This window comes from Ancylobacter sp. (assembly GCF_965229075.1).
Classification (GTDB): domain Bacteria; phylum Pseudomonadota; class Alphaproteobacteria; order Rhizobiales; family Xanthobacteraceae; genus Ancylobacter.
In genome coordinates this window covers 2,819,048-2,843,008 of the sequence record NZ_CBDDIO010000002.1, presented here as the reverse complement: position 1 = coordinate 2,843,008, position 23,961 = coordinate 2,819,048, and the positions used below count along the sequence as shown (strand labels likewise).

At 71.2% G+C, this 23,961-nt stretch carries 16 protein-coding genes; 1 reads left to right on the top strand and 15 read right to left on the bottom strand.

Annotated features, from left to right (window positions below):
* Position 1: 1 nt before the first annotated feature.
* From glgX to cbiE, 10 genes are all read right to left on the bottom strand, one after another.
* Complete coding sequence (gene glgX, locus ACO07Z_RS19330) at positions 2 to 4,153, bottom strand: glycogen debranching protein GlgX (RefSeq protein ID WP_421700199.1); 4,152 nt, start codon at positions 4,151 to 4,153, stop codon at positions 2 to 4.
* Positions 4,150 to 5,607, bottom strand: coding sequence for a glycogen synthase GlgA (glgA, locus tag ACO07Z_RS19325; RefSeq protein WP_421700198.1), 1,458 nt, complete (start codon positions 5,605 to 5,607; stop codon positions 4,150 to 4,152). The genes glgX and glgA overlap by 4 nt, the downstream gene beginning before the upstream one ends.
* A gap of 121 nt (positions 5,608 to 5,728) precedes the next feature.
* A complete protein-coding gene (gene glgC / locus ACO07Z_RS19320; RefSeq protein ID WP_421700197.1) occupies positions 5,729 to 6,997 on the bottom strand; it encodes a glucose-1-phosphate adenylyltransferase in 1,269 nt (422 codons plus the stop codon).
* 15 nt (positions 6,998 to 7,012) lie between these two features.
* Entirely contained in the window at positions 7,013 to 9,250 is a 2,238-nt protein-coding gene (gene glgB / locus ACO07Z_RS19315; protein WP_421700196.1) for a 1,4-alpha-glucan branching protein GlgB, read from the bottom strand.
* Positions 9,251 to 9,441: 191 nt separating this feature from the next.
* Positions 9,442 to 11,943, bottom strand: coding sequence for a glycogen/starch/alpha-glucan phosphorylase (locus ACO07Z_RS19310; RefSeq protein WP_421700195.1), 2,502 nt, complete (start codon positions 11,941 to 11,943; stop codon positions 9,442 to 9,444).
* 89 nt (positions 11,944 to 12,032) lie between these two features.
* Positions 12,033 to 12,410: a DUF423 domain-containing protein gene (locus ACO07Z_RS19305; protein ID WP_421700194.1), complete on the bottom strand. Its 378-nt coding sequence runs from the start codon at positions 12,408 to 12,410 to the stop codon at positions 12,033 to 12,035.
* Positions 12,407 to 13,741: a cobyrinate a,c-diamide synthase gene (locus ACO07Z_RS19300; protein ID WP_421700193.1), complete on the bottom strand. Its 1,335-nt coding sequence runs from the start codon at positions 13,739 to 13,741 to the stop codon at positions 12,407 to 12,409. Before ACO07Z_RS19300 ends, ACO07Z_RS19305 begins: the two co-directional genes overlap by 4 nt.
* A 151-nt stretch (positions 13,742 to 13,892) precedes the next feature.
* Positions 13,893 to 14,651, bottom strand: a complete 759-nt coding sequence (cobM, locus tag ACO07Z_RS19295; protein WP_421700192.1) for a precorrin-4 C(11)-methyltransferase — start codon at positions 14,649 to 14,651, stop codon at positions 13,893 to 13,895.
* Entirely contained in the window at positions 14,648 to 15,043 is a 396-nt protein-coding gene (locus tag ACO07Z_RS19290) for a cobalamin biosynthesis protein (protein WP_421700191.1), read from the bottom strand. Before ACO07Z_RS19290 ends, cobM begins: the two co-directional genes overlap by 4 nt.
* The gene (gene cbiE / locus ACO07Z_RS19285) at positions 15,040 to 16,302 is read right to left on the bottom strand and encodes a precorrin-6y C5,15-methyltransferase (decarboxylating) subunit CbiE (protein ID WP_421700190.1); all 1,263 of its coding nucleotides are present in this window, start codon (positions 16,300 to 16,302) and stop codon (positions 15,040 to 15,042) included. The genes ACO07Z_RS19290 and cbiE overlap by 4 nt, the downstream gene beginning before the upstream one ends.
* Between cbiE and ACO07Z_RS19280 the strand changes: the two genes are divergently transcribed.
* A complete protein-coding gene (locus ACO07Z_RS19280; RefSeq protein ID WP_421700189.1) occupies positions 16,301 to 17,104 on the top strand; it encodes a cobalt-precorrin-6A reductase in 804 nt (267 codons plus the stop codon). The two genes, cbiE and ACO07Z_RS19280, sit on opposite strands and share 2 nt — an antisense overlap.
* Here the strand turns inward: ACO07Z_RS19280 and ACO07Z_RS19275 are convergent.
* Genes ACO07Z_RS19275 through cobN form a run of 5 tightly spaced genes read right to left on the bottom strand, consistent with a single transcriptional unit; the run spans position 17,074 to position 23,820 of the window.
* Positions 17,074 to 17,835, bottom strand: coding sequence for a precorrin-3B C(17)-methyltransferase (locus ACO07Z_RS19275; protein WP_421700188.1), 762 nt, complete (start codon positions 17,833 to 17,835; stop codon positions 17,074 to 17,076). The genes ACO07Z_RS19280 and ACO07Z_RS19275 overlap by 31 nt on opposite strands.
* Positions 17,832 to 18,569 (bottom strand): precorrin-2 C(20)-methyltransferase, encoded by a 738-nt coding sequence (locus tag ACO07Z_RS19270; RefSeq protein ID WP_421700187.1) that lies wholly within the window; start codon positions 18,567 to 18,569, stop codon positions 17,832 to 17,834. Before ACO07Z_RS19270 ends, ACO07Z_RS19275 begins: the two co-directional genes overlap by 4 nt.
* Positions 18,566 to 19,201 (bottom strand): precorrin-8X methylmutase, encoded by a 636-nt coding sequence (locus tag ACO07Z_RS19265; RefSeq protein ID WP_421700186.1) that lies wholly within the window; start codon positions 19,199 to 19,201, stop codon positions 18,566 to 18,568. Before ACO07Z_RS19265 ends, ACO07Z_RS19270 begins: the two co-directional genes overlap by 4 nt.
* Complete coding sequence (gene cobG, locus ACO07Z_RS19260) at positions 19,202 to 20,398, bottom strand: precorrin-3B synthase (RefSeq protein WP_421700185.1); 1,197 nt, start codon at positions 20,396 to 20,398, stop codon at positions 19,202 to 19,204. It lies immediately after the preceding gene.
* Positions 20,395 to 23,820: a cobaltochelatase subunit CobN gene (gene cobN, locus ACO07Z_RS19255; protein ID WP_421700184.1), complete on the bottom strand. Its 3,426-nt coding sequence runs from the start codon at positions 23,818 to 23,820 to the stop codon at positions 20,395 to 20,397. The genes cobG and cobN overlap by 4 nt, the downstream gene beginning before the upstream one ends.
* Between the last annotated feature and the right edge of the window lie 141 nt (positions 23,821 to 23,961).

Here is a 23,961-nt window from a genome sequence, read left to right as displayed (position 1 = left end):
CTCACGCCTCGCCGCCGCGCTCGCCCGACATGGCGGCGAGCGCGGCCTTGGCGCGCGGGCTGTCCAGCACCGCCTCCACCGTCTGCGCCAGCCGCCGCCGCCAGTTCGGCCGCTCCTTGTCCGTGCCCGGCAGGTTCACCGCCACCGTTTCGCCGGCGAGATCGTCGAGCTGAGCCAGCGCCAGCGCCGCCTTGGTGCGCGAGACGAAAGCGTGGATCGCCGCCAGCAGCGAATCGTCGAGCGGCGCCCCCTCCGCCGGCAGCGCGGCGATCAGCCCCTCCGCCAGCAGCGCCGTACACAGTCGTTCGCGCTCGCTCGCCCGCTCCACCAGCCCCGCCGCGTAACCCGCCGCGTCGATCAGGCCGAGCGCTTCCCTCTCCTTCAGGTCGATCCCCTCCCACCAGCCGGCCAGCGTCGGCAGGTCGTGAGTGGAGACGCAGGCCGCCGCCAGCGCCGGATAGTCCTCCGGCGGCGTAAACACGCCCGCCTTCTGCTCGAACCACAGCACGCGGTAGGACAGCATGCGCTCGGCGGAAAGCTGGTCGCGCATGCCGAAGGGCACGGTGCCGAGATCCTCGCCGATGACGAGGCACTGCGCCCGCGCGCTTTTCAGCGCCACCTGCGCCGCCAGCGCCTCGAACGGCATGGCGAGATAGGCGCCGTCCGCCCCGCTCGCCCCTTCGGGAATGAGGAACAGCCGCCGCAGCCCCATCACATGGTCGATCCGCAGCGCGCCGGCATGACGCATATTGGCCTGCACCAGCCCGGCATAGCGCAAATAGCCGTCGCGCTGCAGCGCCAGTGGGTCGAAGGGCGGCAGGTTCCAGTTCTGCCCCTCCGGCCCCAGGGGGTCCGGTGGCGCGCCGATGGTGACGCCTTGCATCAGCAGATCGGCCTCGGCCCAGGCTTCGGCGCCGTCCAGCGTCGTGCCGACGGCGAGGTCGCGGTAGAGGCCAAGCGAGAGCCCCGCCGCGCGCGCCCTCTCCGCCGCAGCGGCAAGCTGCCGGTCGGCCACCCATTGCTGCCACAGCGCGAAGCGGACCTCGCCCGCATGGGCGCGGCCGAACGCCTCCACCGCCGCGCCGCCGGCTTCGCTCAGGCCGTCCGGCCAGTCGCGCCAGGGGCGGCGGGGATGGGCGCCGGTAATCGCCTGGAACAGGGCGAAGCGGCGCAGCGTCTCGCCGCCTTCCGCGATGAAGCGCTCGAAATCCGTATCCGGCGCGCGCTCGAAGCCCGCGAAGGCGGCCCGCAGCGCCGCCTCCTTGGCCGCCCACACGCCGGCATAGTCTACCGACGGTGCGGCGGTGAGCGCGGCGAATGGCGCCATCTCCGCGCCGAGCGCGGCGACATCGATATAGATCGGGTCGAGAAAGCGCCGGTCGGACGGCGAATAGGGGCTGGTGCGTTCCCGGTCGTCGGGGAACAGCGCGTGCAGCGGGTTCAGCCCCAGCGTGCGCGCCCCCGCCTGTGCCGCCCGCTCGCCGAGTTCAGCCAGCGCGGTGAAATCGCCAATGCCCTGATCCGCGCCGGCGCGCCGCAGCGTGTAGAGATGCGTACCAATGCCGAACAGCCGTCCCCCGGCCTCAAGCGCGCGCGGCAGATGGCTCGCCGGCGGCGCGACGGTGATGCGGCACGCATCCGCGCCGAGGCGCAGCACATGCCGGCCCGGCGGCAGGGCGGGAAGCGCCACGGCGCGCAGCGTCGTCAGCCGGCCGTCCGGCCGCTCCACGCTGCGGCTCTCGCCGTCCTCGGGGCGGACGGGAAAGGCGATCTCCTGCCCGTCCTCCAGCGTTACGGAAAGGTCCAGCCGGCGCGGCGCCTGTGCGGCCTCGCCCGCCAGCGTCAGCAGCGGCGCCGTGCCCTCGCGCAGAAGGACGGCGAAGGGAATGGCGCGGTCGAAATGCTGGGCGGACAGCCGGGCGAGGCTGTCGCTGACCTCGCCGGGGGTGCCGGCGGGCAGGTCCAGCGCGGCCAGCAGCGCGCGCTTGGTGTCGTCGCTGACCTTCTGCGCCTTGCCGTCGGCGGTGAACCACTGGCCATCGATGCCGGCAGCCGCAGAGAGCTTTTCCAGCCGCTCCGGCGCGACGGCGCGGCGCGGCGGGGCGGGGGTTGCCTCCTCGACGGCGATCAGCACCGCGCGGGCGGCGACCTCCATGGGCTCGCCCTCCCCGGCCTCCGGCCGGGCCGTATCGGCGGCGACCCGCCAGACGAAGCCGTCGCGCGGCTCGGGCAGAACCAGCGGCTCCGCCCTGTCAGAAGCGTTGAGCGCCACCGCCACCCTGTCCGCCGCCTCGTCGGATGTGGCGGGGGCATAGAACACCGCCACCAGCGCGCGGGTGGCGCCATCGTCCCAGCGCACCGTGCCGCCGGCCGGCGCGCGCCAGTCGACATCGGCGAGGCCGCTGCCATCGGGTGGGCGCCCGGTCAGCGGCGCGTCGCCACGCAGCGCGCGATGGGCGAGGCGCAGCTTCACCAGCCGGGCGGTGAAGGCGGCGAGTTCCGCATCCGCCGCTGCCCAGTCGAGCCAGGTCAGCTCATTGTCCTGCGCATAGGCATTGTTGTTGCCGGCCTGCGAGCGCCCGCATTCGTCGCCCATGGTCAGCATCGGCGTGCCGCGAGCCACCAATAGCGTCGCCAGCAGCGCCCGCGCATCGCCACGCCGGGCAGCGTTAATGGCGGGATCCTCGGTGCCGCCCTCGACGCCGTGGTTCCAGCTCACATTATTGTCGGTGCCGTCGCGGTTGTGCTCACCATTGGCGTCGTTGTGCTTGCCCGCATAGGCGACGAGATCGGCCAGGGTGAAACCGTCATGGGCGGTGACGAAATTGATGCCGCGCGAGAGCGGGCGGTGGCGCCCGGCGAAGATGTCGGCGGAGCCGGCGAGCCGCGTCGCCAGTTCGCCCACCCCCCCCCCGGCATCGCCGCGCCAGAAATGCCGCGCCGTGTCGCGGAAATGGTCGTTCCATTCGCCCCAGCCCGGCGGAAAGCGCCCGACCTGATAGCCGCCCGGCCCGATATCCCAGGGTTCGGCGATCAGCGCGAGGTCGCGCAGCGCCGGGTCCTGCTGCATCGCCGCCAGAAACGGCGCCTCCATGTCGAAGCCGTCGGGCCGGCGCCCGAGCGTGGCGGCGAGGTCGAAGCGGAAACCGTCGAGCCCGCAGGCGGCCCAGCGCCGCAGCGCATCCATGGCGAGGCGCAGCACCGGCGCCCGCTCCAGCGCCAGCGTGTTGCCGGTGCCGGCATCGTTGATCAGGCGGGAGGGGTCATCGGCGGCGTGGCGGTAATAGGTCGCGTTGTCGAGCCCGCGCAGGCTCAGCGTCGGCCCGAAGGCGTCGCTCTCGCCGGAATGGTTCAGCACCACATCCAGCACGACGGCGATACCGGCCGCGTGCAGCGCGGCGATGGTGCGGGCGATCTCCTCGAAACCGCCGGGCGCGAGGCGCGGGTCGGGCGCGCCGAACACGACGGGGTTGTAGCCCCAGTAATTGCTCAGCCCCAGCGGCGGCAGATGCCGCTCGTCGATCCAGGCCATGGCGGGCATCAGCTCCACCGTGGTGACGCCGAGCCGCACCAGATGGTCCAGCGCCGCCGGTTCGGCCAGCCCGGCGAAGGTGCCGCGCAAGCCGGGCGGGATCGCCTCGTGCCGCATGGTGAAGCCGCGCACATGCAGCTCATAGAGCACCTGCCGGTCCCAGCGGAACGGCGCGCGCGACGCGACGGGATCGGCTTCCGCCCCCATCACGATGGCTTTCGGCAGCGCGAAGGCGCTGTCGGTCTCATCATGCAGCGCGCCGCTGGCACGGTTGTCGAACAGCGCCGCGTCCAACCGGAACGGCCGGTCGAGCCGGCGCGCATAGGGGTCGACCAGCAGCTTGGCCGGGTTGAAGCGGTGGCCCTCTTTCGGCGCCCACAGCCCCGCCGCGCGCAGGCCGTAGCGGGCCCCCGCGCTCACCCCGGCAATGTGGCCGTGAAACACGTCACCGGTGCGCTCCGGCAGGGCGATGCGGGCGGTTTCGCCCTCGCCCACCGCGTCGAACAGGCAGAACTCGATGCGCGTCGCATGGGCGGAGAACACCGCGACATTGACGCCGCGCGCGTCCAGGGTGACGCCGAGCGGCTCGGGGCTTCCGGGGGCGAGGGTGAGGTCGCTCACCCCGCCCGCTCCGCCGCCAGCGTGCGGAACAGCGTGTTGTACTGGCCGGCCGCCCGCTGCCAGGACACGTCGGTCGTCATCGCATTGCGCTGCAGCTTCTGCCATAGCGCCTTGTCCTGCCACAGCGCCGCCACCCGCTTGAGCGCGATCTGCAGCGCCGGGGCGGTGACGGGCGAGAACTGCACCCCGGTGCCGACGCCGGCGCTGCGCGCCATCTCGTTCACATCGATCACCGTGTCGGCAAGGCCGCCGACGCGCGCCACCAGCGGCAGCGCGCCATAGCGCAGGGCGGAAAGCTGGGTGAGGCCGCAGGGCTCGAAGCGCGAGGGCACGATCAGCACATCCGCCCCGGCCTGGATGCGGTGCGCCACGCCCTCGTCATAGCCGAGCTGCACGCCGACGCGGCCGGGATGGGCATGGGCGGCAGCGGCGAAGCGGCCGGCGAGGTCGGCGTCGCCCGCGCCGAGCAGCACCATTTGCGCACCGAGGCCGAGCAGCGTGTCGAGGCTGTCGGCCAGCAGGTCGAGCCCCTTCTGCCAGGACAGGCGGCTCACCACGCCGAACAGCAGCGCCTCCGGGTCGGCCTCCAGCCCGAACGCCTCCTTCAGCGCCACCTTGTTCGCCGCCCGCGCCTTCAGCGTCTTGGCGTCGAAGGGCTTGGCGATCAGCGCGTCGGTGGCCGGGTTCCAGCCGGCATCGTCCAGCCCGTTGAGAATGCCGGACAGAACGGAGGCGCGGGCATTGAGCAGCCCGTCGAGCCCCATGCCGGCCTCGGGCAGCAGGATTTCGCCGGCATAGCCGGGGGAGACGGTGGTGATGCGGTCCGCCAGCTGCAGCCCGGCCTTGAGATAGCCGACCATGCCGTAATACTCGACGCCGCCGAGCCCGAAAGCGTGCGGCGGCAGGCCGAGCATGGGAAAATCATGGGCGGGAAACTGCCCCTGAAAGGCGATGTTGTGGATGGTCATCACCGTGCCCGGCCGCCTTGTGCCGGCATAGTGGAGATAGGCCGGCGCGAGCCCGGCCTGCCAGTCATGCGCATGGACGATATCGGGCACGAAGCCGGCGATCAGGCCGAGCCCGACGCCGGAGGCCACCGCGCCGAGCGCCGCGAAGCGCCGCGCATTGTCGCCCCAGTCCGCCCCGTCCGGACCGGCATAGGGCCCGCCCGGGCGGTCATAGAGATGCGGCGCCTCGATGACGAACAGGTCGAGCCCGCCGCCCTTGGCCGCCAGCAGCGTCGCCGGCCCGCCGAACAGATCGTCGAAACGGTGCGCCGGCGCCGCCTCGGTCAATTTCGCCATCACGGCGGGATAGCCGGGAACGAGCGTGCGCACCTCGACATCGTGCCGTGCCAGCGCCGCCGGCAGCGCGCCGGCCACATCGGCGAGGCCGCCGGTCTTGATCAGCGGAAAGACTTCCGAGACGACGGAGAGAACCTTGAGGGATGACACGTCAGACCCGCGCCCTGTGCCGTTAAAACCGAAGCCGCCGGCGGCCTGAACCGCCGGCGCGGGTTGAGTGTAGAGCAGGTTCCTGTCGATCGGATTTCCCAACCCGACCGACGCGAACAACTTAGACCGACAGCTTGTCGATCATCTGCTGGGTGATGAGGCAGATGCCCTTTTCCGTGCGCCGGAAACGCTTGGCGTCCAGTTCCGGGTCCTCGCCGACGACGAGGCCCTCGGGAATGCGCACATGCGAATCGATCACCACATTCTTCAGCCGGGCGGAGCGGCCGATCTCGACATAGGGCAGGATCACCCCGTTCTCGATCGAGCCATAGGAGTTGATCCGCACCCCGGTGAACAGCAGCGCCCGGCGCAGCGACGAGCCGGAAATGATGCAGCCGCCCGACACCAGCGAGGAAATCGCCTGTCCGCGCCGGCCCTCGTCGTCATGCACGAACTTGGCCGGCGGGGTGATCTCGGCATAGGTCCAGATCGGCCAGTCGCGGTCATAGAGGTCGAGCTCCGGCACCACGCCGGTGAGGTCGATATTGGCTTCCCAATAGGCGTCCACCGTGCCGACATCGCGCCAATAGGGCGCCGTCTCCTGGTCGGAACGCACGCAGGAGCGCGAGAAATGGTGCGCCGAGGCGGTGCCGTTCTTGACGATATAGGGGATGATGTCCTTGCCGAAATCATGCGTCGACAGCGGGTCGGCAGCGTCGCGGCGCAACTGGTCGATGAGAAACTTGGTCTCGAAGACATAGATGCCCATCGAGGCCAGCGCCTTGTCCGGCCGGCCGGGCATGGCGGGCGGGTCCTTCGGCTTCTCCAGGAAGGAGATGATGCGGTCCCGGTCGTCGACATGCATGACGCCGAAGGCGCTCGCCTCCTGCCGCGGCACTTCGAGGCAGCCGACGGTCACGTCGGCCCCCGAGTCGACGTGCTGCTGCAGCATGATCTCGTAGTCCTGCTTGTAGACGTGGTCGCCCGCCAGAATGATGATGTGGCGGGTGTCGTAGGCTTCGATGATGTCGAGGTTCTGATAGACCGCGTCCGCCGTCCCCAGATACCACATGGTTTCCGAGACACGCTGGCTGGCGGGCAGCACGTCGAAGCTCTCATTGCGCTCATGGCGCAGGAAGTTCCAGCCGCGCTGCATGTGCCGGATCAGGCTGTGCGCCTGGTACTGGGTGGCGACGCCGATGCGGCGAATGCCGGAATTGATGGCGTTGGACAAAGTGAAGTCGATGATGCGCGACTTGCCGCCGAAATAGACCGCCGGCTTGGCGCGGCGGTCGGTCAATTCCATCAGGCGGCTGCCGCGGCCGCCGGCAAGGACATAGGCCATCGCGGAGCGGGCCAGTGGAGCGTTGGGTAGCGTCGGCCGTGCCATGTCGCGTGGTCTCCCTCAGTTACTCTGTTCCGGCTCGTCGCGTTCGGCGGCGCGCGTTTCCGGTTCCCATTTGAAATACAGCGTGGCGAGCGGCGGCAGCGTCAGCCGCACGCTGGCGGGCAGCCCATGCGCGGGCTCGTCCGTGGCATCGACGCCGCCGAGATTGCCCATGCCGGAGCCGCCATAGAGATCGGCATCGGTATTGAGGATTTCGCGCCAGCGTCCCGCGCGCGGCACGCCGACGCGGTAGTCGTGACGCGGCACGGGGGTGAGGTTCGCGACCATCACGACAGGCGCGTCCTCGCCCTCGCCAAAGCGCGCCCAGGCGAACACCGATTGCGCGCTGTCATCGACCACGATCCAGCGGAACCCCTCCGGCTCGCAGTCGCGCACATGCAAGGCGGGCGTGTCGCGGTAGATCAGGTTGAGGTCGCGCACCAGCAGCTGCATACCGCGATGATAGGGCCCCATGCCGACGAGATGCCAGTCGAGCGAGCGCTCCTCGCTCCATTCCCGGCGCTGGGCGAATTCCTGGCCCATGAACAGCAGCTTCTTGCCGGAATAGGCCCACATCATGCCGTAGCAGGCGCGCATATTGGCGAATTGCTGCCAGTCGTCGCCCGGCATGCGCGAGAGGATGGTGCCCTTTCCATGCACCACCTCGTCATGCGAGAGCGGCAGCACGAAATTCTCGGTGAAGGCATAGGTAATGCCGAAGGTCACCCGGTTGTGGTGCCAGGGGCGATAGACCGGATCGAGCGACATATAGTCGAGCGTGTCGTGCATCCAGCCCATGTTCCACTTGAAGCCGAAGCCGAGCCCGCCGGCGAAGACGGGCTGCGAGACCCCGGCCCAGGAGGTGGATTCCTCGGCGATGACCACCGTGCCGGGATGCTCGGCATAGATGATCTCGTTGGCGCGACGCAGGAACGACACCGCGTCCTTGTTGTCGTTGGAGCCGTCGGGGTTGGGCGACCATTCCCCGTGCTTGCGCGAATAATCGAGGTAGAGCATCGACGCCACCGCATCCACGCGCAGCCCGTCGACATGGAAACGGTCGAGCCAGTACAGCGCGTTGGCGATCAGCATATTGGCCACCTCGCGGCGGCCGAAGTCGTAGATCGCCGTATTCCAGTCCGGGTGGAAGCCCCGCTGCGGGTTGGGGTGCTCATACAGCGGCCCGCCGTCAAAATGCGCGAGCCCGTGAATATCGGTGGGGAAATGCGCGGGCACCCAGTCGAGGATCACCGACAGGCCGGCCGCATGCGCCTTGTCGACGAAACGGGCGAAACCGGCCGGGTCGCCGAAGCGGCTCGTCGGCGCGAACAGGCCGATCGGCTGGTAGCCCCAGGAGGCGTCGAGCGGGTGTTCGGAAATCGGCAGCAATTCTAGATGGGTGAAGCCCATCCATTGCGCATAGGGGATCAACTGGTCGGCGAGTTCGTCATAGGTGAGGAAGCGGTTTTCGTCGCCGCGCCGCCAGGAGCCGAGATGCACCTCATAGGTGCTCATCGGCCGGCGGCGCGCCTCGCCTTCCGCGCGGGCGGCGACATGGGCGTCGTCGGTCCAGTCGAAATTGTCGGTGCGCGCCACCACCGAGCCCGTGGCCGGGCGGAACTCGCCGGCGAAGCCGAACGGGTCGGCCTTCAGTGGCAGCAGCCGCCCATCGGCGGCGACGATCTCGTATTTGTAGATCGCCCCTTCGGTCACTCCGGGGGCGAAGATCTCCCACAGGCCGCTGTCGACGCGCTTGCGCATCTGGTGGCGTCGGCCATCCCAGCGGTTGAAGTCGCCGACCACGGAGACGCGGGCAGCGTTCGGCGCCCAGACGGCGAAGCGCACGCCTTCAACGCCCTCATGTGCGTCGGGATGGGCGCCGAGCCGCTCATAAAGCGTGCGATGCGTTCCCTCGACCAGTAGATGGTCGTCGAGCGGGCCGAGCACGGGCGGGAAGGAATAAGGATCGTCCAGCTCCCAGGTGCCACCCTCATTGCGGGCGCGCAGTCGGTAGCGCGCCCAGGCGGGACGGTCCGGCACCAGCGCCTCGAAGAACCCCGCGGGATGGCGGGACTCGAAGGTCGCGAACACCGACCCGTCGGGCTCAATCGCCTCCAGCGTCTGCGCGTCCGGCACGAAGGCGCGCAGCACGAGGCCCTCCTCGAACTGGTGCGGACCCAGCAGGGAGAAAGGGTCGTGATGGCGGCCTGCGACGAGAGCGTCGACCTCCCGTGCGGGTGCCTGCCATGCCTGCATCACTGCCAACCCTTCCTGAGCCGAAACACCGGGGACAAGCCCCGCGCGCAGTGAAGGTTCCTCTACCGCCAACACAAAGTCCACTGGTCGCAGCCGCGCGTCGCGGCATCAGGTTAATGGTTGGCCAAACAGGCCCCCGCGGGCGGGCCGCCGGAGCAAGGCCGCCGGGCGGAACGCGGCGGCCGGCCGCGTCAGCGCACCGGGCGCACCGGCACGTTCCAGATGTCCTTGGCGTATTCGGAAATGGTCCGGTCGGAGGAGAACCAGCCCATATTGGCGGTGTTGATGGCGCTCGACGTCCACCACGCCGCCCGGTTGTTCCAGCGCGCATCGACCTTGCGCTGGGCGTCCCAATAGGCGTCGAAGTCCGTCGTCACCAGGAAGTAGTCGTGGTAGCGCAGCGCGTCGACCAGCGGCTTGAAGCGGTCCGGCTCGTCCGGGGAGAACACGCCGGAACCGACCGCGTCCAGCACCTCGCCGAGATGCTGCGAATTGCGGATCGAGCCCGCCTCGTCGATGCCGGCGGCGCGGCGCTGCTCCACCTCCTCGGCGGTCAGGCCGAAGATGAAGATGTTGTCGTCGCCGACATGCTGCTTGATCTCGACATTGGCGCCGTCGAGCGTGCCGATGGTGAGCGCGCCGTTGAGCGCCATCTTCATGTTACCGGTGCCGGAGGCTTCCATGCCGGCGGTGGAGATCTGCTCGGAAAGGTCCGCCGCCGGAATCACCACCTCGGCGAGCGAGACATTGTAGTTCGGCAGGAACACGACCTTGAGCAGGTCCTTCACCGTCGGGTCGTCATTGACCACCTTGGCCACGTCATTGGCGAGCTTGATGACCAGCTTGGCCATCTGGTAGCTCGCCGCCGCCTTGCCGGAGAAGATCTTGACCCGCGGCGCCCAATTGCGCGCCGGATTGGCGCGCATTGCGTCATAAAGCGCGATGGTCTCCAGCACGTTGAGCAGCTGGCGCTTATATTCGTGGATGCGCTTGATCTGCACGTCGAACAGCGCGCCGGGGTTGACCTTGATGTCCAGCCGGTCGCGGATCAGCCGCGCCAGCGCCACCTTGTTCTGCCGCCGCACCGCCATCAGCCGGTCGTGCAGCGAGGAATCGCCGGCGAGCGCTTCCAGCTTCTTCAGCTGCGACGCGTCGTCCAGCACCGCCGGCCCGCACACATTCACCAGGAGGTTGGTCAGCCCCGGATTGGCCTGGTAGAGCCAGCGGCGGAAGGTGATGCCGTTGGTCTTGTTGTTCATCCGCTCCGGGAAGAGGCGGTAGAAATCCTTGAACACCGTCGTCGTCATCAGGTCGCTGTGCAGCGCCGCGACGCCGTTGATCGAGTGCGAGCCGAGGAAGGCGAGGTTGCCCATGCGCACGCGCCGGCCATGGTCTTCCTGGATCAGCGACACCGAGCCGAGCAGCGCGTCGTCACCGGGGAATTGCGTGCGCACCCGCTCCAGATGCTTGGCGTTGAGCAGGTAGATGATCTGCATGTGGCGCGGCAGCACCCGCTCCATCAGCGGCACCGGCCAGGTTTCCAGCGCCTCCGGCAGCAGGGTGTGGTTGGTGTAGGAGATGGTCCGCACCGTGATGTCGAACGCTTCATCGAATTCGATGTCGTTCTCGTCGATCAGCACGCGCATCAGCTCCGCCACCGCGATGGCGGGGTGGGTGTCGTTGAGCTGGATCGCCACCTTGTCGGGCAGCGAGCGCACATCGCCGAAGCTGTCGACATGGCGGCGGATCAGGTCGTGCAACGAGGCGGCGGTGAAGAAATATTCCTGCCGCAGCCGCAGCTCCTGCCCCGCCGGCGTGGCGTCGGAGGGGTAGAGCACCTTGGAGATCGCCTCGGCCTTCACCTGGTTCACCAGTGCGCCGACATGGTCGCCCTGGTTGAAGGCATCGAGCCGGATCGGATCGGCCGCGCGGGCCGACCACAGGCGCAGCGTGTTCACATGCCGCCCGCGCCAGCCGACGATGGGCGTGTCATAGGCGACCGCCTCCACCGTCTCGGCGGGATGCCAGACCTGCTTCTTGCGGTCGCCGCTCATGGCCACCGACTCCACCGAGCCGCCGAAGCCGATGTCGTAATAGACCTCCGGCCGCTCGAACTCCCACGGGTTGCCGAAGGACAGCCAGTCCTCGGGATATTCCTGCTGCCAGCCATTCTTGATCATCTGGCGGAACAGGCCGTTCTCGTAGCGGATGCCATAGCCATAGGCGGCGATGGAAAGCGTCGCCATGCTGTCCATGAAACAGGCGGCGAGGCGGCCGAGGCCGCCATTGCCCAGCGCCGCGTCCGGCTCCACCTGGCGCAGCCGGTCGAGATCGACGCCGAGATCGCCCAGCGCCGAGCGCGCCGTCTCCAGCATCTCGATATTGGTCAGCGCGTCGAACAGCAGCCGGCCGATGAGGAATTCGAGCGAGAGGTAGTAAACCCGCTTGCGCCCTTCCGAATAGGTCTGGCGGGTGGAGGTGATCCAGCGGTCGACGATGCGGTCGCGGGTGGCGAAGGCGGTGGCGAGAAACCAGTCGCGGTCGCTCGCGGCGGCGGGGTTCTTGCCCACCGCATAGGTGAGCTTCGAGATCACCGCGGCACGGAACTTGGCGACCTCGTCGCCCTGCGCGGAAAGGGTGCGGGCGGGTGTCTCCGGCGTGTCCAGCATCTTCTCTTCGACCTCGACTGACATGTGCAGCTTGTGCTCCCGTTGCGGTCACCGCCCGTGAGACGGGAAGCGCCGCTTATCTCACCCCTGCCGGATGCAACCTTTTGGCCAACTCAGCCGGCGCGGGGTTCCCTTTGAAACGCGGCCAGGCCGAGCACCAGCCATCCGAGGATGAGCATAGTACCGCCGATCGGCGCGGCCATAGGAAAAACAACGATGTCCCACAGCGCGCGCAGCGCCAGCGCCCCGCTGAACAGCACCGTGCCCAGCGCGATGATACCGGCGCCGACACTGGCGAAGGACCAGCCCGGACCGCGCAGCGCGGCCAGGGCGCAGCCTCCCACCACCGCGCTGGCGCCCAGCATGAGGAAGGTGGCGGCCGTGGTCAAATTCGGGGCGGCGTTCACATGCGCGCCTGCCGCCGCCGCAGCCACCCCGGCCGCGCCCATCAGGCCGGCGACAAAAACGAGGAAACGGCGAAAGGCGTTCATGGCTCGGCTCCGCTTGACTGGCCGTCCGTGGCGATGACGTGGAAGAAGGTTCCCGAGACGCGCCCCCGGCGGCTTCCTGAAGGACCCATTTCCTTACCCTGTCCATCGCTCAGCGCGACCAGCGGCGCATCGTCGCCGGCTTGTGTGACGCTGGCATAATGGAACTCGTGGCCGCGCAGCCGCGTGCCTGCCGGCCCCAGCGCCGAGGCGTCCAGCGTCACCGCGCGGCGATAGCCGAGATTGAGCCGCCGGCGGGCGAAGCTGGTGGCGTGGCCGAGCAGGCCGAGCATCGGGTGGCTCCTGCCCTCCGCGTCCTCGATCGCCTCGCCCAGCACCATGAAGCCCCCGCATTCGCCGTGCACCGGCCGGGTTCGGGCAAAGGCCCGCACCCCATCGAGAAAGCGAAAGGCTTGCGCGAGCCTTTCCCCGTGCAGTTCGGGGTAGCCGCCGGGCAGCCAGCAGGCATCGGCATGGTCGGCCGGCGCCTCGTCGGCGAGCGGGGAAAAGGGCAGAATTTCCGCCCCCGCCCGGCGCCATCCGGCCATCAGATGCTCATAGGCGAAGGAAAAGGCGACATCGCGCGCCAGGGCGATGCGCTGGCCGGGCGGCGCCAGCGCCACCGGCGCCGGGCCGGCCGGGTTCACCGGCGCCCCAAGCGCGGTGAGCGCGTCGAGGTCGATGTGCGCTTCCGCCCGTTCCGCCAGCGCCGCCAGCTGCGCCGCGAGCGCGGGGTGTTCCTCCGCCTGCACGAGGCCGAGATGGCGCTCCGGCAAGCGCACCGCCCCGTCGCGCGGCAGGCTGCCGAGAACGGGGAGGCCAAGCGCTTCGATGGCGGCGCTGGCCTGCGCCCGGTGCCGCTCGCTCGCCACCTGGTTGAGGATCACCCCGGCGATGCGCACGCGCGGGTCATGGCCGGCAAAGCCGCGCACCACGGCCGCGGCCGATTGCGATTGGCCCGAGATGTCGAGCACCAGCACGACCGGCAGGCCGAGCCGGGCGGCAAGGTCCGCCGCCGCGCCGCTGCGTCCGGCCTCACCCTCGATGCCGTCGAACAGCCCCATCGAGGCTTCGATGATGACGGTGTCCGCCGCCTGCGCCACCTCCGCCGCCAGCGCGTCGATGAGGGCGGGCGGCATGGCGAAGCTGTCGAGGTTGAGCCCCGGCCGCCCGGTGGCGGCGGCGTGGAAGGCGGGGTCGATATAATCAGGTCCCGACTTCGCCACCCGCACCCGCACGCCCCGCGCGCGCAGCGCCGCCGCCACGCCGAGCGTCACCGTGGTCTTGCCCGAGCCGGAGCGCGGCGCGGCGATGATGAAGGCGCGGGCGGTCATGCGGCGGCTCCGGCAGCGACATGGCTGCACCCTCTCCCCGACGGGGAGAGGGATGGGGTGAGAGGCAGTCGAGCGCGGCCCTGTCCCCCCTCACCGTCCCGCTGCGCGGGCCACCTCTCCCCAGCGGGGAGAGGGAAAGGCAGGCGCCCCCTCATTCCCGCCCCCGGAAGCGGCGCTGATAGGCGGCGTCATAGAGCGCGCTCTCGCGGAAACCCTCCGGCGCCAGCGCCCGGCCGACCAGGATGAGCGCGGTGCGCTCCACCGGCTCCGCCGCAAGCTTTCCCGCAATGTCGGCCAGCGTGCCGCGGATCACCCGCTCGCGCGGCCGGCTCGCCTCCACCACCACGGCGACGGGGCAATCCGACCCGTAGAGCGGCGCCAGCTCTTCGACCACCTGTTCAAGCGCGTGAATGGCGAGGTGGATGGCAAGCGTCGCCCCCGTCGCGCCGAAGGCCGCCAGCGTCTCGCCCGCCGGCATGGCCGAGGCGCGGCCGGAGACGCGGGTGATGACGAGGCTCTGCGCCAGACCGGGCACGGTGAATTCGCGCCCCAGCACCGCGCTCGCCGCCGCGAAGGCGGGCACGCCGGGGGTGAGCGTGTAGGCGATGCCGTGCTTTTCCAGCCGGCGGATCTGCTCGGCCACCGCCGAATAGATCGAGAGGTCGCCCGACTGCAGCCGCGCCACATCCTGCCCCAACGCCTGCGCCGCGACGAACTCCGCCTCGATGTCGTCGAGCGACAGCGGCGCGGTATCGACGATGCGCGCGCCCGCCGGGCACCAGGCCAGCACCTCCGGCGGCACGATGGAACCGGCATAGAGGCACACCGGACAGCGGGCGATGAGGTCACGCCCGCGCAGCGTCATCAGGTCGGCCGCGCCGGGCCCGGCGCCGATGAAATGCACGGTCACGGTGCCTCTCCCTTCTCCGCCTCGCGCGCGAAGGCGCAGGTCACCGGCCCCAGCACGAAGCGCGGGCCGATCAGCGTGGAGCGCCGCCCGGCCACGGCCAGCGCCGAGGCTTCCGCCACCGAGGGCACGCCCATCAGCGCCACGACGCGGTCGGAATGGGTCATCGCCCGCGTGCCCGCCGCCTCCAGCTGGCGCTGCGGCACCATGACCAGCAACAGGCCGAGATCGAGCGCCGCCTTGATGATGCCGGCCTCGCTGCCCTTGGCCGCCGGGGTCGCCATCAGCGAGATGTCGCACAGTTTCACGCCGTGGCGCTCCATCGCCCCGCGCACCGCCGCGCACACCTCCTCCGAGGTGACGCCGCGCCGACTGCCGACACCGGCGACGATCACGGCGCATCCCCCGGCTTCACCCAGCTCCATTGCGTCACCGGCATGGCCGGCCGCCAGCCGGTGAGCCCACCCACCGGCACGGCCCGGGCGATGGAGAGGCGTGTAAGGTCGCCACCCAGCGCCGCATGGCGGGCGATGAGCAGCGCCTCGGTCTCCAGCGTCACCGCATTGGCGACCAGCCGCCCGCCGGGCTTGAGCGCGGCCAGCGCGGCCTCCATCACGCCTTCATCGCCCGCCCCCCCGCCGAGGAAGATCGCGTCCGGCGCCGGCAGGCCGGAAAGCGCCTCGGGCGCCCGCCCCTCGACGATCTCCAGCCCCGGCACGCCGAGCGCGCTCGCATTGCGCCGCGCCCGCGCCGCCCGCTCGGGATGTTCCTCGATGCCGATGGCGGCGAGCGAGGGGTCGGCCAGCATCCATTCGATGCCGACCGAACCGGCGCCGGCGCCGATGTCCCACAGAAGCTCCCCCCGGCGGGGCGCGAGGGCGGACAGCGTCACCGCGCGGATCTCGCGCTTGGTCAATTGCCCGTCATGCGCGAACAGCGTGTCCGGCAGGCCCGGCGCCCGGGCAATGATGCGCGCGCCCTCCCCGGCCGCCACCTCGATGGCAAGCACGTTCAGCGGGTCGATATCCCTAAGCGCGAAGCCTTCGGCCGGGGCGTGGCGCACAAGCTCGCGCGGGCCGCCCAGCGCTTCCAGCACGGTGAGCGACGAGTCGCCAAAGCCGCTTTCCGCCAGCAGGTGCGCGATCTCGCCCGGCCCGGCGCCGTCCGAGGTCAGCACCAGCAGACGCCGGCCGGGGTAAAGATGCGCCCGCACCAGATCGAGCGAACGACCATGCACGGTGAGGCAGGTCACCTCCGCCAGCGGCCAGCCGAGCCGGGCACTGGCGAGGCTGTAGGCGGAGGGCGCGGGAAACACGCGCATCTCCTCCGCCGGCACCTGCCGCGCCAGCGTGGCGCCGACACCGTGCAGGAAAGGGTCGCCCGAGGCCAGCACGCAAACCCGCCTGCCCCGGGCCGCCAGCACCGCCTCGATGCCGCGCGCGAACGGGCTCGGCCAGGCCCGCGCCTCGCCCCGCACCGCATCGCCCGCCAGCGCCAGATGCCGCGCGCCGCCGAACACGATTTCCGCCGCCTCCACCGCCGCCCGCGCGGCGGGGGAAAGGCCCTCCAGCCCGTCCTCGCCAATGCCGACAAGGGTGAGCCAGCGGTCGTCAGCGGTTGACGCGGTCGGGGCGATGGTTTCACGGTCGGGCATGAACGCATCCGAAAACGGCCGGGAGGCCGGCGCCCCGCGCCTGCTCATCCTCGGCGGCACCAATGAGGCCCGCGATCTCGCAGCACGGCTCGCCGCGCACGGGGGATTCGCGGTGAGCCTGTCGCTGGCCGGGCGCACGCGCAACCCGCTGCCTGTGGAGGCCCCCACCCGCTCCGGCGGCTTCGGCGGGGTGGACGGCCTCGAAGCCCATCTGAAAACCGAGCGCATCGACGCGGTGATCGACGCCACCCACCCCTTCGCGGCCACCATGTCGCACAATGCCGCTGAGGCCGCCCGCCGCGCCGGCGTGCCGCTGCTGGCTTTGCTGCGGCCCGCATGGCAGCGCCAGCCGGGCGATGTCTGGCGGGAGGCCGCGGACATTCCCGAGGCAGTCGAAAAGCTCGGCTCCGCCCCGCGCCGGGTGCTGGTGGCGCTCGGCCGCAACGAGGTGCGCGCGCTGGAGGCCGCCCCGCAGCATGCCTATCTCGTGCGCAGCATCGACCCCGTCTTGCCGCCGCTCGCCCTGCCGCAGGCGCGCTATATCGAGGCGCGCGGCCCGTTCGCGGAAGCGGACGAGTACGCGCTGCTGACCGCCCACCGCATCGACGCCCTCCTGTCCAAGAACAGCGGCGGGGAAGCGACCTATGGCAAGATCAAAGCCGCCCGCGCGCTCGGCATCGAGGTGATCATGGTCGCCCGGCCGGCACGGCCCGAGGTCGAGACGGTCGACAACGTGGACGGCGTGCTGGAGTGGCTGGAGCGCCTCCCTCATCACTCCTCCCCGGCGCGGCGCGGCGTGTAGACCAGCGCCGGCAGGCCGGGGCGCTCCACCAGCCGCGTCTCCGGCGAACCGACGATGATGCAGGTCGCCATGTCGGCCATGTGGCCGCGCGCATGGCCGAGCGGCACCACCCGCATACGCTCATCCGGCCGCCCCACCGCGCGGCCGAAAATCACCGGCACGCTCGCCGGCAATTCGGCGCGCAGAATCTCGAAAGCGGTGTCGAGCTGGTGCGGGCGGGCCTTCGAGACCGGGTTGTAGAACGCCATGGCGAAGCCCGCCTGCGCGGCGAGGCGCAGCCGCTTCTCGATCACCTCCCAGGGCTTGAGATTGTCGGAGAGCGAGATGGCGCAGAAATCATGCCCCAGCGGCGCGCCGCATTTCGCCGCCACCGCCAGCATGGCGGTGATTCCGGGCACGATGGCGAGATCGAGCGCCCGCCACTCCGCCGGTCCGGCCTCGATCGCCTCGATCACCGCCGCCGCCATCGCGAACACGCCGGGATCGCCGCCCGAGACCATCGCCACTGTCGCCCCGGCGGCGGCATGGGCCAGCGCCGCGCCGGCGCGCACCAGTTCCTCGCGATTGTCGGAGGGGTGGCGCGTCTGCCCCGCGCGCATCGGCACCCGGGCGAGATAGGGCTCGTAGCCATAAAGCGCCTCGGCCGCGCCGAGCGCCGCGCTCGCTTCCGGGGTGAGGAAGCGCGACTCGCCGGGGCCGAGGCCGATGACGAACAGCTTGCCCTTGGTCATGTCCGCCCCTCCCAGCCCGGCACCAGCACGATGGCGAAATAGGGCGCGGGCGCATCGCCGCGCGCCGCCAGATGTTCGCACAGGCTGCCCGCCATGGTGCCGCGCTCGACATACATCGCCCGCTCCAGCCGCCCGGCCGCCGCCAGCGCCCGCCGGATCTTCGGCAGATTGCGCCCCACCTTCATGATGACCGCCGCATCGGTGCCGGCCAGCCGGCGGGCGAGTTCCGCCTCGGAGAGCGTGCCCGGCAGCACGCTCAGCACATCGTCGCCCTGGGCGATGGGGGTGCCGGCCTGCGACCAGCAGCCGGACATGCCGGTAACGCCGGCAATGACTTCGGTCGGGAAGCGATGCGCCAGCCGCACATGCAGATGCATGTAGGAGCCGTAGAACATCGGGTCGCCCTCGGAGAGCACCGCCACGGTGCGCCCGGCCGCCAGATGCGCCGCCACCGCCTCCGCCGCCGCCTCGTAGAAGCCCGTGATCGCGGTGCGATAGGGCGCCTCGTCCTTCGGCATTTCCGTGGTCACGGGGTAGCCGAGCGGCAGTTCCTCCGCCCCGGCGCGGAAATGCGGATGGGCGATGGCGCGGGCATGGCTGGCATTGCCGAGCTTGGCGAAATAGGCGACCACATCCGCCGCGCCGAGTGCCCGCACCGCCTTCAGCGTGATGAGGTCCGGGTCGCCCGGCCCGACGCCGACGCCGATCAGCCGCCCCTGCGCGATCTCGCTCATAGGCCCGGCCTCGCCAGCGCGTTCACCGCCGCCGCCGCCATGGCGCTGCCCCCGAGTCGCCCGCGCACCACCAGCCAAGGCACGCCGTGATCGCCCAGCGCCAGCGCGTCCTTGGATTCGGCCGCGCCGACAAAGCCGACGGGAATGCCCAGAATCGCCGCCGGTTTCGGCGCCCCGGCGTCCAGCATTTCGAGCAGGCGGAACAGCGCGGTGGGGGCGTTGCCGATGGCGATGACAGCGCCTTCCATATGGTCGCGCCACAGTTCCAGCGCGGCGGCCGAGCGCGTGGTGCCAAGCCGCTCGGCGAGACCGGGCACTTCAGGGTCGCGCAGCGTGCAGATCACCTCGTTCTGCGCCGGCAGGCGGGCGCGGGTGACGCCATGCGCCACCATCTGCGCGTCGCACAGGATCGGCGCGCCGGCCCTGAGCGCGCCACGCGCCGCCCGCACCAGATCGGGGGCGAAATCGATGGCGAAGGCGGCTTCCACCAGCCCGCAGGCATGGATCATCCGCACCGCCACATCCGCCTCCTCAGGCGTGAAGCGGCCGAGTTCGGCCTCCTCGCGGATGATGGCGAAGGAGCGCTCATAGATCGCATTGCCGTCGCGCTCATAATCGAACGGGGTGGACACTCAGGCCAGATCCTTCTCAATCGTCTCGCGCAACTGCGCGGGAGGCACGATGCGGGCGGGCGCATCGCGCGGCGTGCCTTCGACCACGAGACCCGCCCCCTCGTCCAGCCCCACAATGGTCAGTCCCGCCTTTGAGGGATGCGCGCAGCCCTTGGGGCAGCCCGAGACGTGCAGCGTCCGCCCGCCCAGCAGCGGCACCAGCGTCGCCGCCAGCGCGTGCGTGTCGAGCCGCGCGGAGGCGCAGGCCGGGCGGCCGGCGCAGGCGAAGACGCGCCGGCGGGGGTCGCCGGGATCGGTGAGGAAACCGAGCCCCGATGCCTGCGCGCGCAGGGTTTCCGCCGCCTCGGGCGCGAGCCCGATCAGCAGCAGCGCCCGCCCGGCGGCGGGCTCGACCTCGGTCACGCCCGCCCCGTGCGCGGCGTCGATCAGATTCGCCAGCACCGCCGCCCGGACCTGCCCGAAGGCGAGGCCGATTCCGAGCGCGACGCTGCCATCGGCCAGCGTGTGCAGGCCCACAGGGTCAGCGCCCTCCTCCGGCGTACCAACGGGCGGCGCGAGGCGACAGGCGACGCGCAGCGCCTCGATGCCTTCCGCCGCCACGAGGCCCGCCATGCGCGCCGCCGGCCCCTGCGCGGCGAGGCGTTGCAGCAGGGCGACGACGACTTCCGTCGCCCTCGCATGTTGCACCACACCGCACGGCTGGCCCGCCAGCGCCAGCGACAGCCCGTCCTCCCCGGCGCTCAGCGCGATGTCCGCCTTCAGCCCGCCGAGCCGGAAACGCCCGCCGCCATCCACCACGACGGAGGCCTTCGGCGCGAGATGCGGCACCAGCGGCGCGGCGCGCTCAGAGATCGCCCGCGCCAGCGGGCGCGGATCGAACCGCCCCTCGGGGTCGCGCCCCGCCAGCGCGCTCACTTCCACCGGAAAGCCCTGCGGCACGTCGATGCCGAGCGCCGCCACCGCTTCGGCGAGGCCCGGCGCGGTGGCCGGCGTCAGCCCGCGCAATTGCAGCTTGCCGCGTGCCGTCACCTCAAGAATGCCATTGCCGCGCTCTGCCGCCAGAAGCGCCAGTCCGGCGAGCTGGTCCAGCGTCAACGGCGCGAGCGGTTGCAAACGTGCCAGCAGCCCGTCGCCGGTTTGCATCGGCTCCGGCAGGCTCGGGCAGGCGCCCCGGCGCAGTGCAGGGAGCGCGCTCATTCCGCCGCCTCCCCGGAAAGCTGCGCCAGAGCCATTCCCACATCGTTGCGGCGCGGGTGCCAGAAGCCCTTGTCGCGCGCGCCGTCGAACCGGGCGGCGATGAAGCGCGCTGCCTCGGGCGAGGCCTCCATCAGGAAGGCGCGCATGCCGGCCTCGCCGGCATAGGCGGCGTGCAGCGCGTCGATCAGGTGGCCGGGCACGGCGCGTGTCGCCTCGGCGAAGCCGATCAGCCGGTCCACCGTCTCCGCCATCTCCGCAGCCCCGCGCGGGCCGTGGCGCTTCAGCCCGTCGAGATAGCGCGGGTTAACCCGCCCGCGCACGATCCGCGCCAGCGCCGCCGCCAAAGGGCGGGCCTGCGGCCGGGCAGGGTCGGAGGTGTCGAGCACCACGAGATCCGGCGTGCGACCGAGCTTTTCCGCCGCCGCCGCGAAGCCGCCGATAAAGGCGAGATCGGCGTCGCCTTCCAGCAGGTCACGGCCGGGATCGTCGGCGCCGTGCACCAGCATATCCGCCGCCGCCACCCGCGCCGCGAAACCCTCCACCGCCCGCCCCGCTCCTTCCGCGCCGCCATAGGCATACGAGGCGCTGGCGAGATAGGCGTCGGCCAGCGCCTCCCGCTCCATTCCGTCGGCGCGGCGTTCCAGCCCGGCGCCATAGGCCCCCGGCGCGGTGCCGAAGATGCGCACCGCCCCCTCGCCCGCAGCACGCAGCGGGTTTTCCTCCTCGCTCTCCTCGCGCCCGGCCACCGCCCTGAGCGCGGCGTCGAGCAGCGCGATCTGCGCGGGGAAGAGGTCACGGAACAGGCCGGAAATGCGGAAGGTGACATCGACGCGCGGGCGCCCCAGCACCGCCGGCGGCAGCACCTCAATGCCGGTGACGCGGCCCGAACCGGGGTCCCACACCGGCCGGGCACCGATCAGCGCCAGGCCTTGCGCGATCTCCTCGCCGCCGGTGCGCAACGTCGCGCTGCCCCAGAGGTCGAGCACTAGGGAACGCGGCCAGTCGCCATGCGCCTGCGCATAGGCGCGCACGATCTCCTCCGCCGCCAGCCGGCCGAGGTCCATCGCGGTCGGCGTCGGCAAGGCACGGGGATCGCTGGTGAACAGGTTCCGCCCGGTCGGCATCACATCCGTCCGCCCACGCCCCGGCGCGCCGGCCGGCCCGGCGGGCACGCGGCGCCCATCCAGCGCCGCCAGCAGCCCGTCGCGCTCCGCCGCGCCGCAGGGGCCGCGGCCATAGACATGGAAACCGTCCTTCAGCCGCATCTCCTTGATGTCGCAGAGAAAGGCGTCGATCTGCTTGAGAGCCTCCTCCGGGTCGGCGCCTTCCTCCAGCCCGGCGTCGCGGGCAAAGCCGGTGCGCGTCGCTTCTTCCACGATGAGCCGGGCGAGGCGTTCGCGCCGGCGGCGGTCGAGCCCGTCGGCCTCGGCATATTCATCCACCAGCCGCTCCAGGCTAGCGGCGTCGTCCGCGAGGCCGGCTTCCACGGTCGGCGGCGGCAGATGGCCGAGCGTCACCGCCGCCACGCGCCGCTTCGCCTGCGCCGCCTCGCCGGGATTGGAGACGATGAAGGGATAGATGACGGGGAGCGGGCCGAGCACGATTTCGGGGAAACAGGCGCGGGTCAGCGCCACATGCTTGCCCGGCAGCCATTCCAGCGTGCCATGCGCGCCCATATGCACGAGCGCGTCGGCGGTCTGCTGCAGCCACAGGCCGAAGGCGACCAGCCCGTGACGTGGCGGCAGCGCCGGGTCGTGATACTGCGCCCGCCGCTCCGCCGCATCGCCGCGCTCCGGCGCCAGCGCCACGGTGACGTTGCCGAAGCGGACCGCGCGGAAGCGGAAGACGCCGTCGATCAGGTCCGGGTCGTCCTCCGGCGCCCCCCACGCCGCCTCGACAGCCGCCACCGCCTCGGGCGGCAGGGTAGCGAGATGGGCGCGGTAGGCGGCGAGGGAGAGAATGCCGTCCCGCACGAAGCCCTCTCCCCGGCGGGGAGAGGGTTGGGTGAGGGGGAGACCTGAGGCAGAGGGAAAGGCCCCCCTCACCGCCGCCACCAGCGCCTTCTCGTCCGCTGGCACATTTTCTACCCGGTAGCCGGCGTCCCGCAAATCCGTGAGCAACGCGAGCACGCTCGCCGGCACGTCGAGCCCCACCGCCCAGCCGGTGCGGCCGGGGGCGCCGGCATAGTCCGGCATCAGCACGGCGACGCGGCGCTCGCCGCGCGGGGTCTGCCGCAGCCGCACCAGCGCCGCGACGCGCTCCGCCACCTGCGCCACCCGGTCGGGCACCGGCGCGTTCGCCAGCGCGGCGAAGCCGGGCACGGACGGCATCTCCTGCGGCGCCTTGAAGGAGAGCGCCCCGGCCAGCACCCGCCCGTCGAGTTCGGGCAGCACCACATGCATGGCGAGGTCGGCGCTGGTCAGCCCACGCACGCCTTCCGTCCAGCCCGCGCGGCTGGTGGTGCCGATGACCGCTTGCAGCACCGGCACGCCGGGCGCGTCCAGCACCGTCGCCTCGCCGGGATCGGCGGCGGCGAAGGCGGTGAGCGTCAGGATCGCGGCGGGCTCCATCCCCGCCAACGCCTCGCGCAGGAAGGCGATGGAGACCGGCTCCTTCAGGCTGGCGACATAGATCGGGCGCGGATCGAGCCCCCGTGCGCTGAGTGCCGCACAAAGAGCGTCCACCGGCGCGGTGTCGCCCGCCAGCGCCATGGAGCGGTAGAAGATGATCGGGATGGCGGCGGCAGAAGCCCCCTCATCCCGACCCTCTCCCCGCCGGGGAGAGGGAGAAGACGAGCGTCGAGCCGAGGCTGGAGAAGCCCTCTCCCCGACGGGGAGAGGGTTGGGTGAGGGGGAAACCCCGCTCCACGCATAAAACCCCGCCAGCGGCAGGTTCTCCGGCGCCGGCGGCGGGGACGCCACCGCCCGCCCCGCATGGGCAGCGAGCACCCGCAGCAGCGCGGCCATATTTCCCGGCCCGCCGGCGCGGAAATAGCCGAGCAGCGTGCCCAGCTCCGCCGCGTTCAGCGTGGAGGCGTCGGCGAGGCGCGGGTCGTCGCGGTCCTCGCCGGGCAGCACCGCAAGCGCGAAGCCCCGTGCCCGCGCCTCGGCGGCCAGCCGGTCGACGCCGTAGCGCCACCAGTCGAGCCCGCCGAGCAGCCGCACCACCACGATGCGGGCATGGATGGCCACCCTGTCGATCCAGAGATCGACCGACATCGGGTGCCGGAGGTCGCGCAGATTGGCGAGGCGCAGGCTCGGCAGATCCTCGCCCCGCTCCTGCGCCCGCGCCATGGCCGCGGCGAGCGCACCGAGATCGCTGTCGGCGAAGGACACCACCACCAGTTCGCCCGGCGTCTGGCCGAGATCGACCGGCTCGACGAGATCGTCGAGGCTGGACGAGCTGGTGGCGAGAATGTGCATGGGACGTCAGAACTCCACCTTTCGTGCGCCGTCATCCTGAGGTGCGGGCGAAGCGAGCCTCGAAGGATGGTAACGCCGCGTGCCCGAACCAGCATCCTTCGAGGCCCGGACGATGTCCGGGCACCTCAGGATGACGTTGCG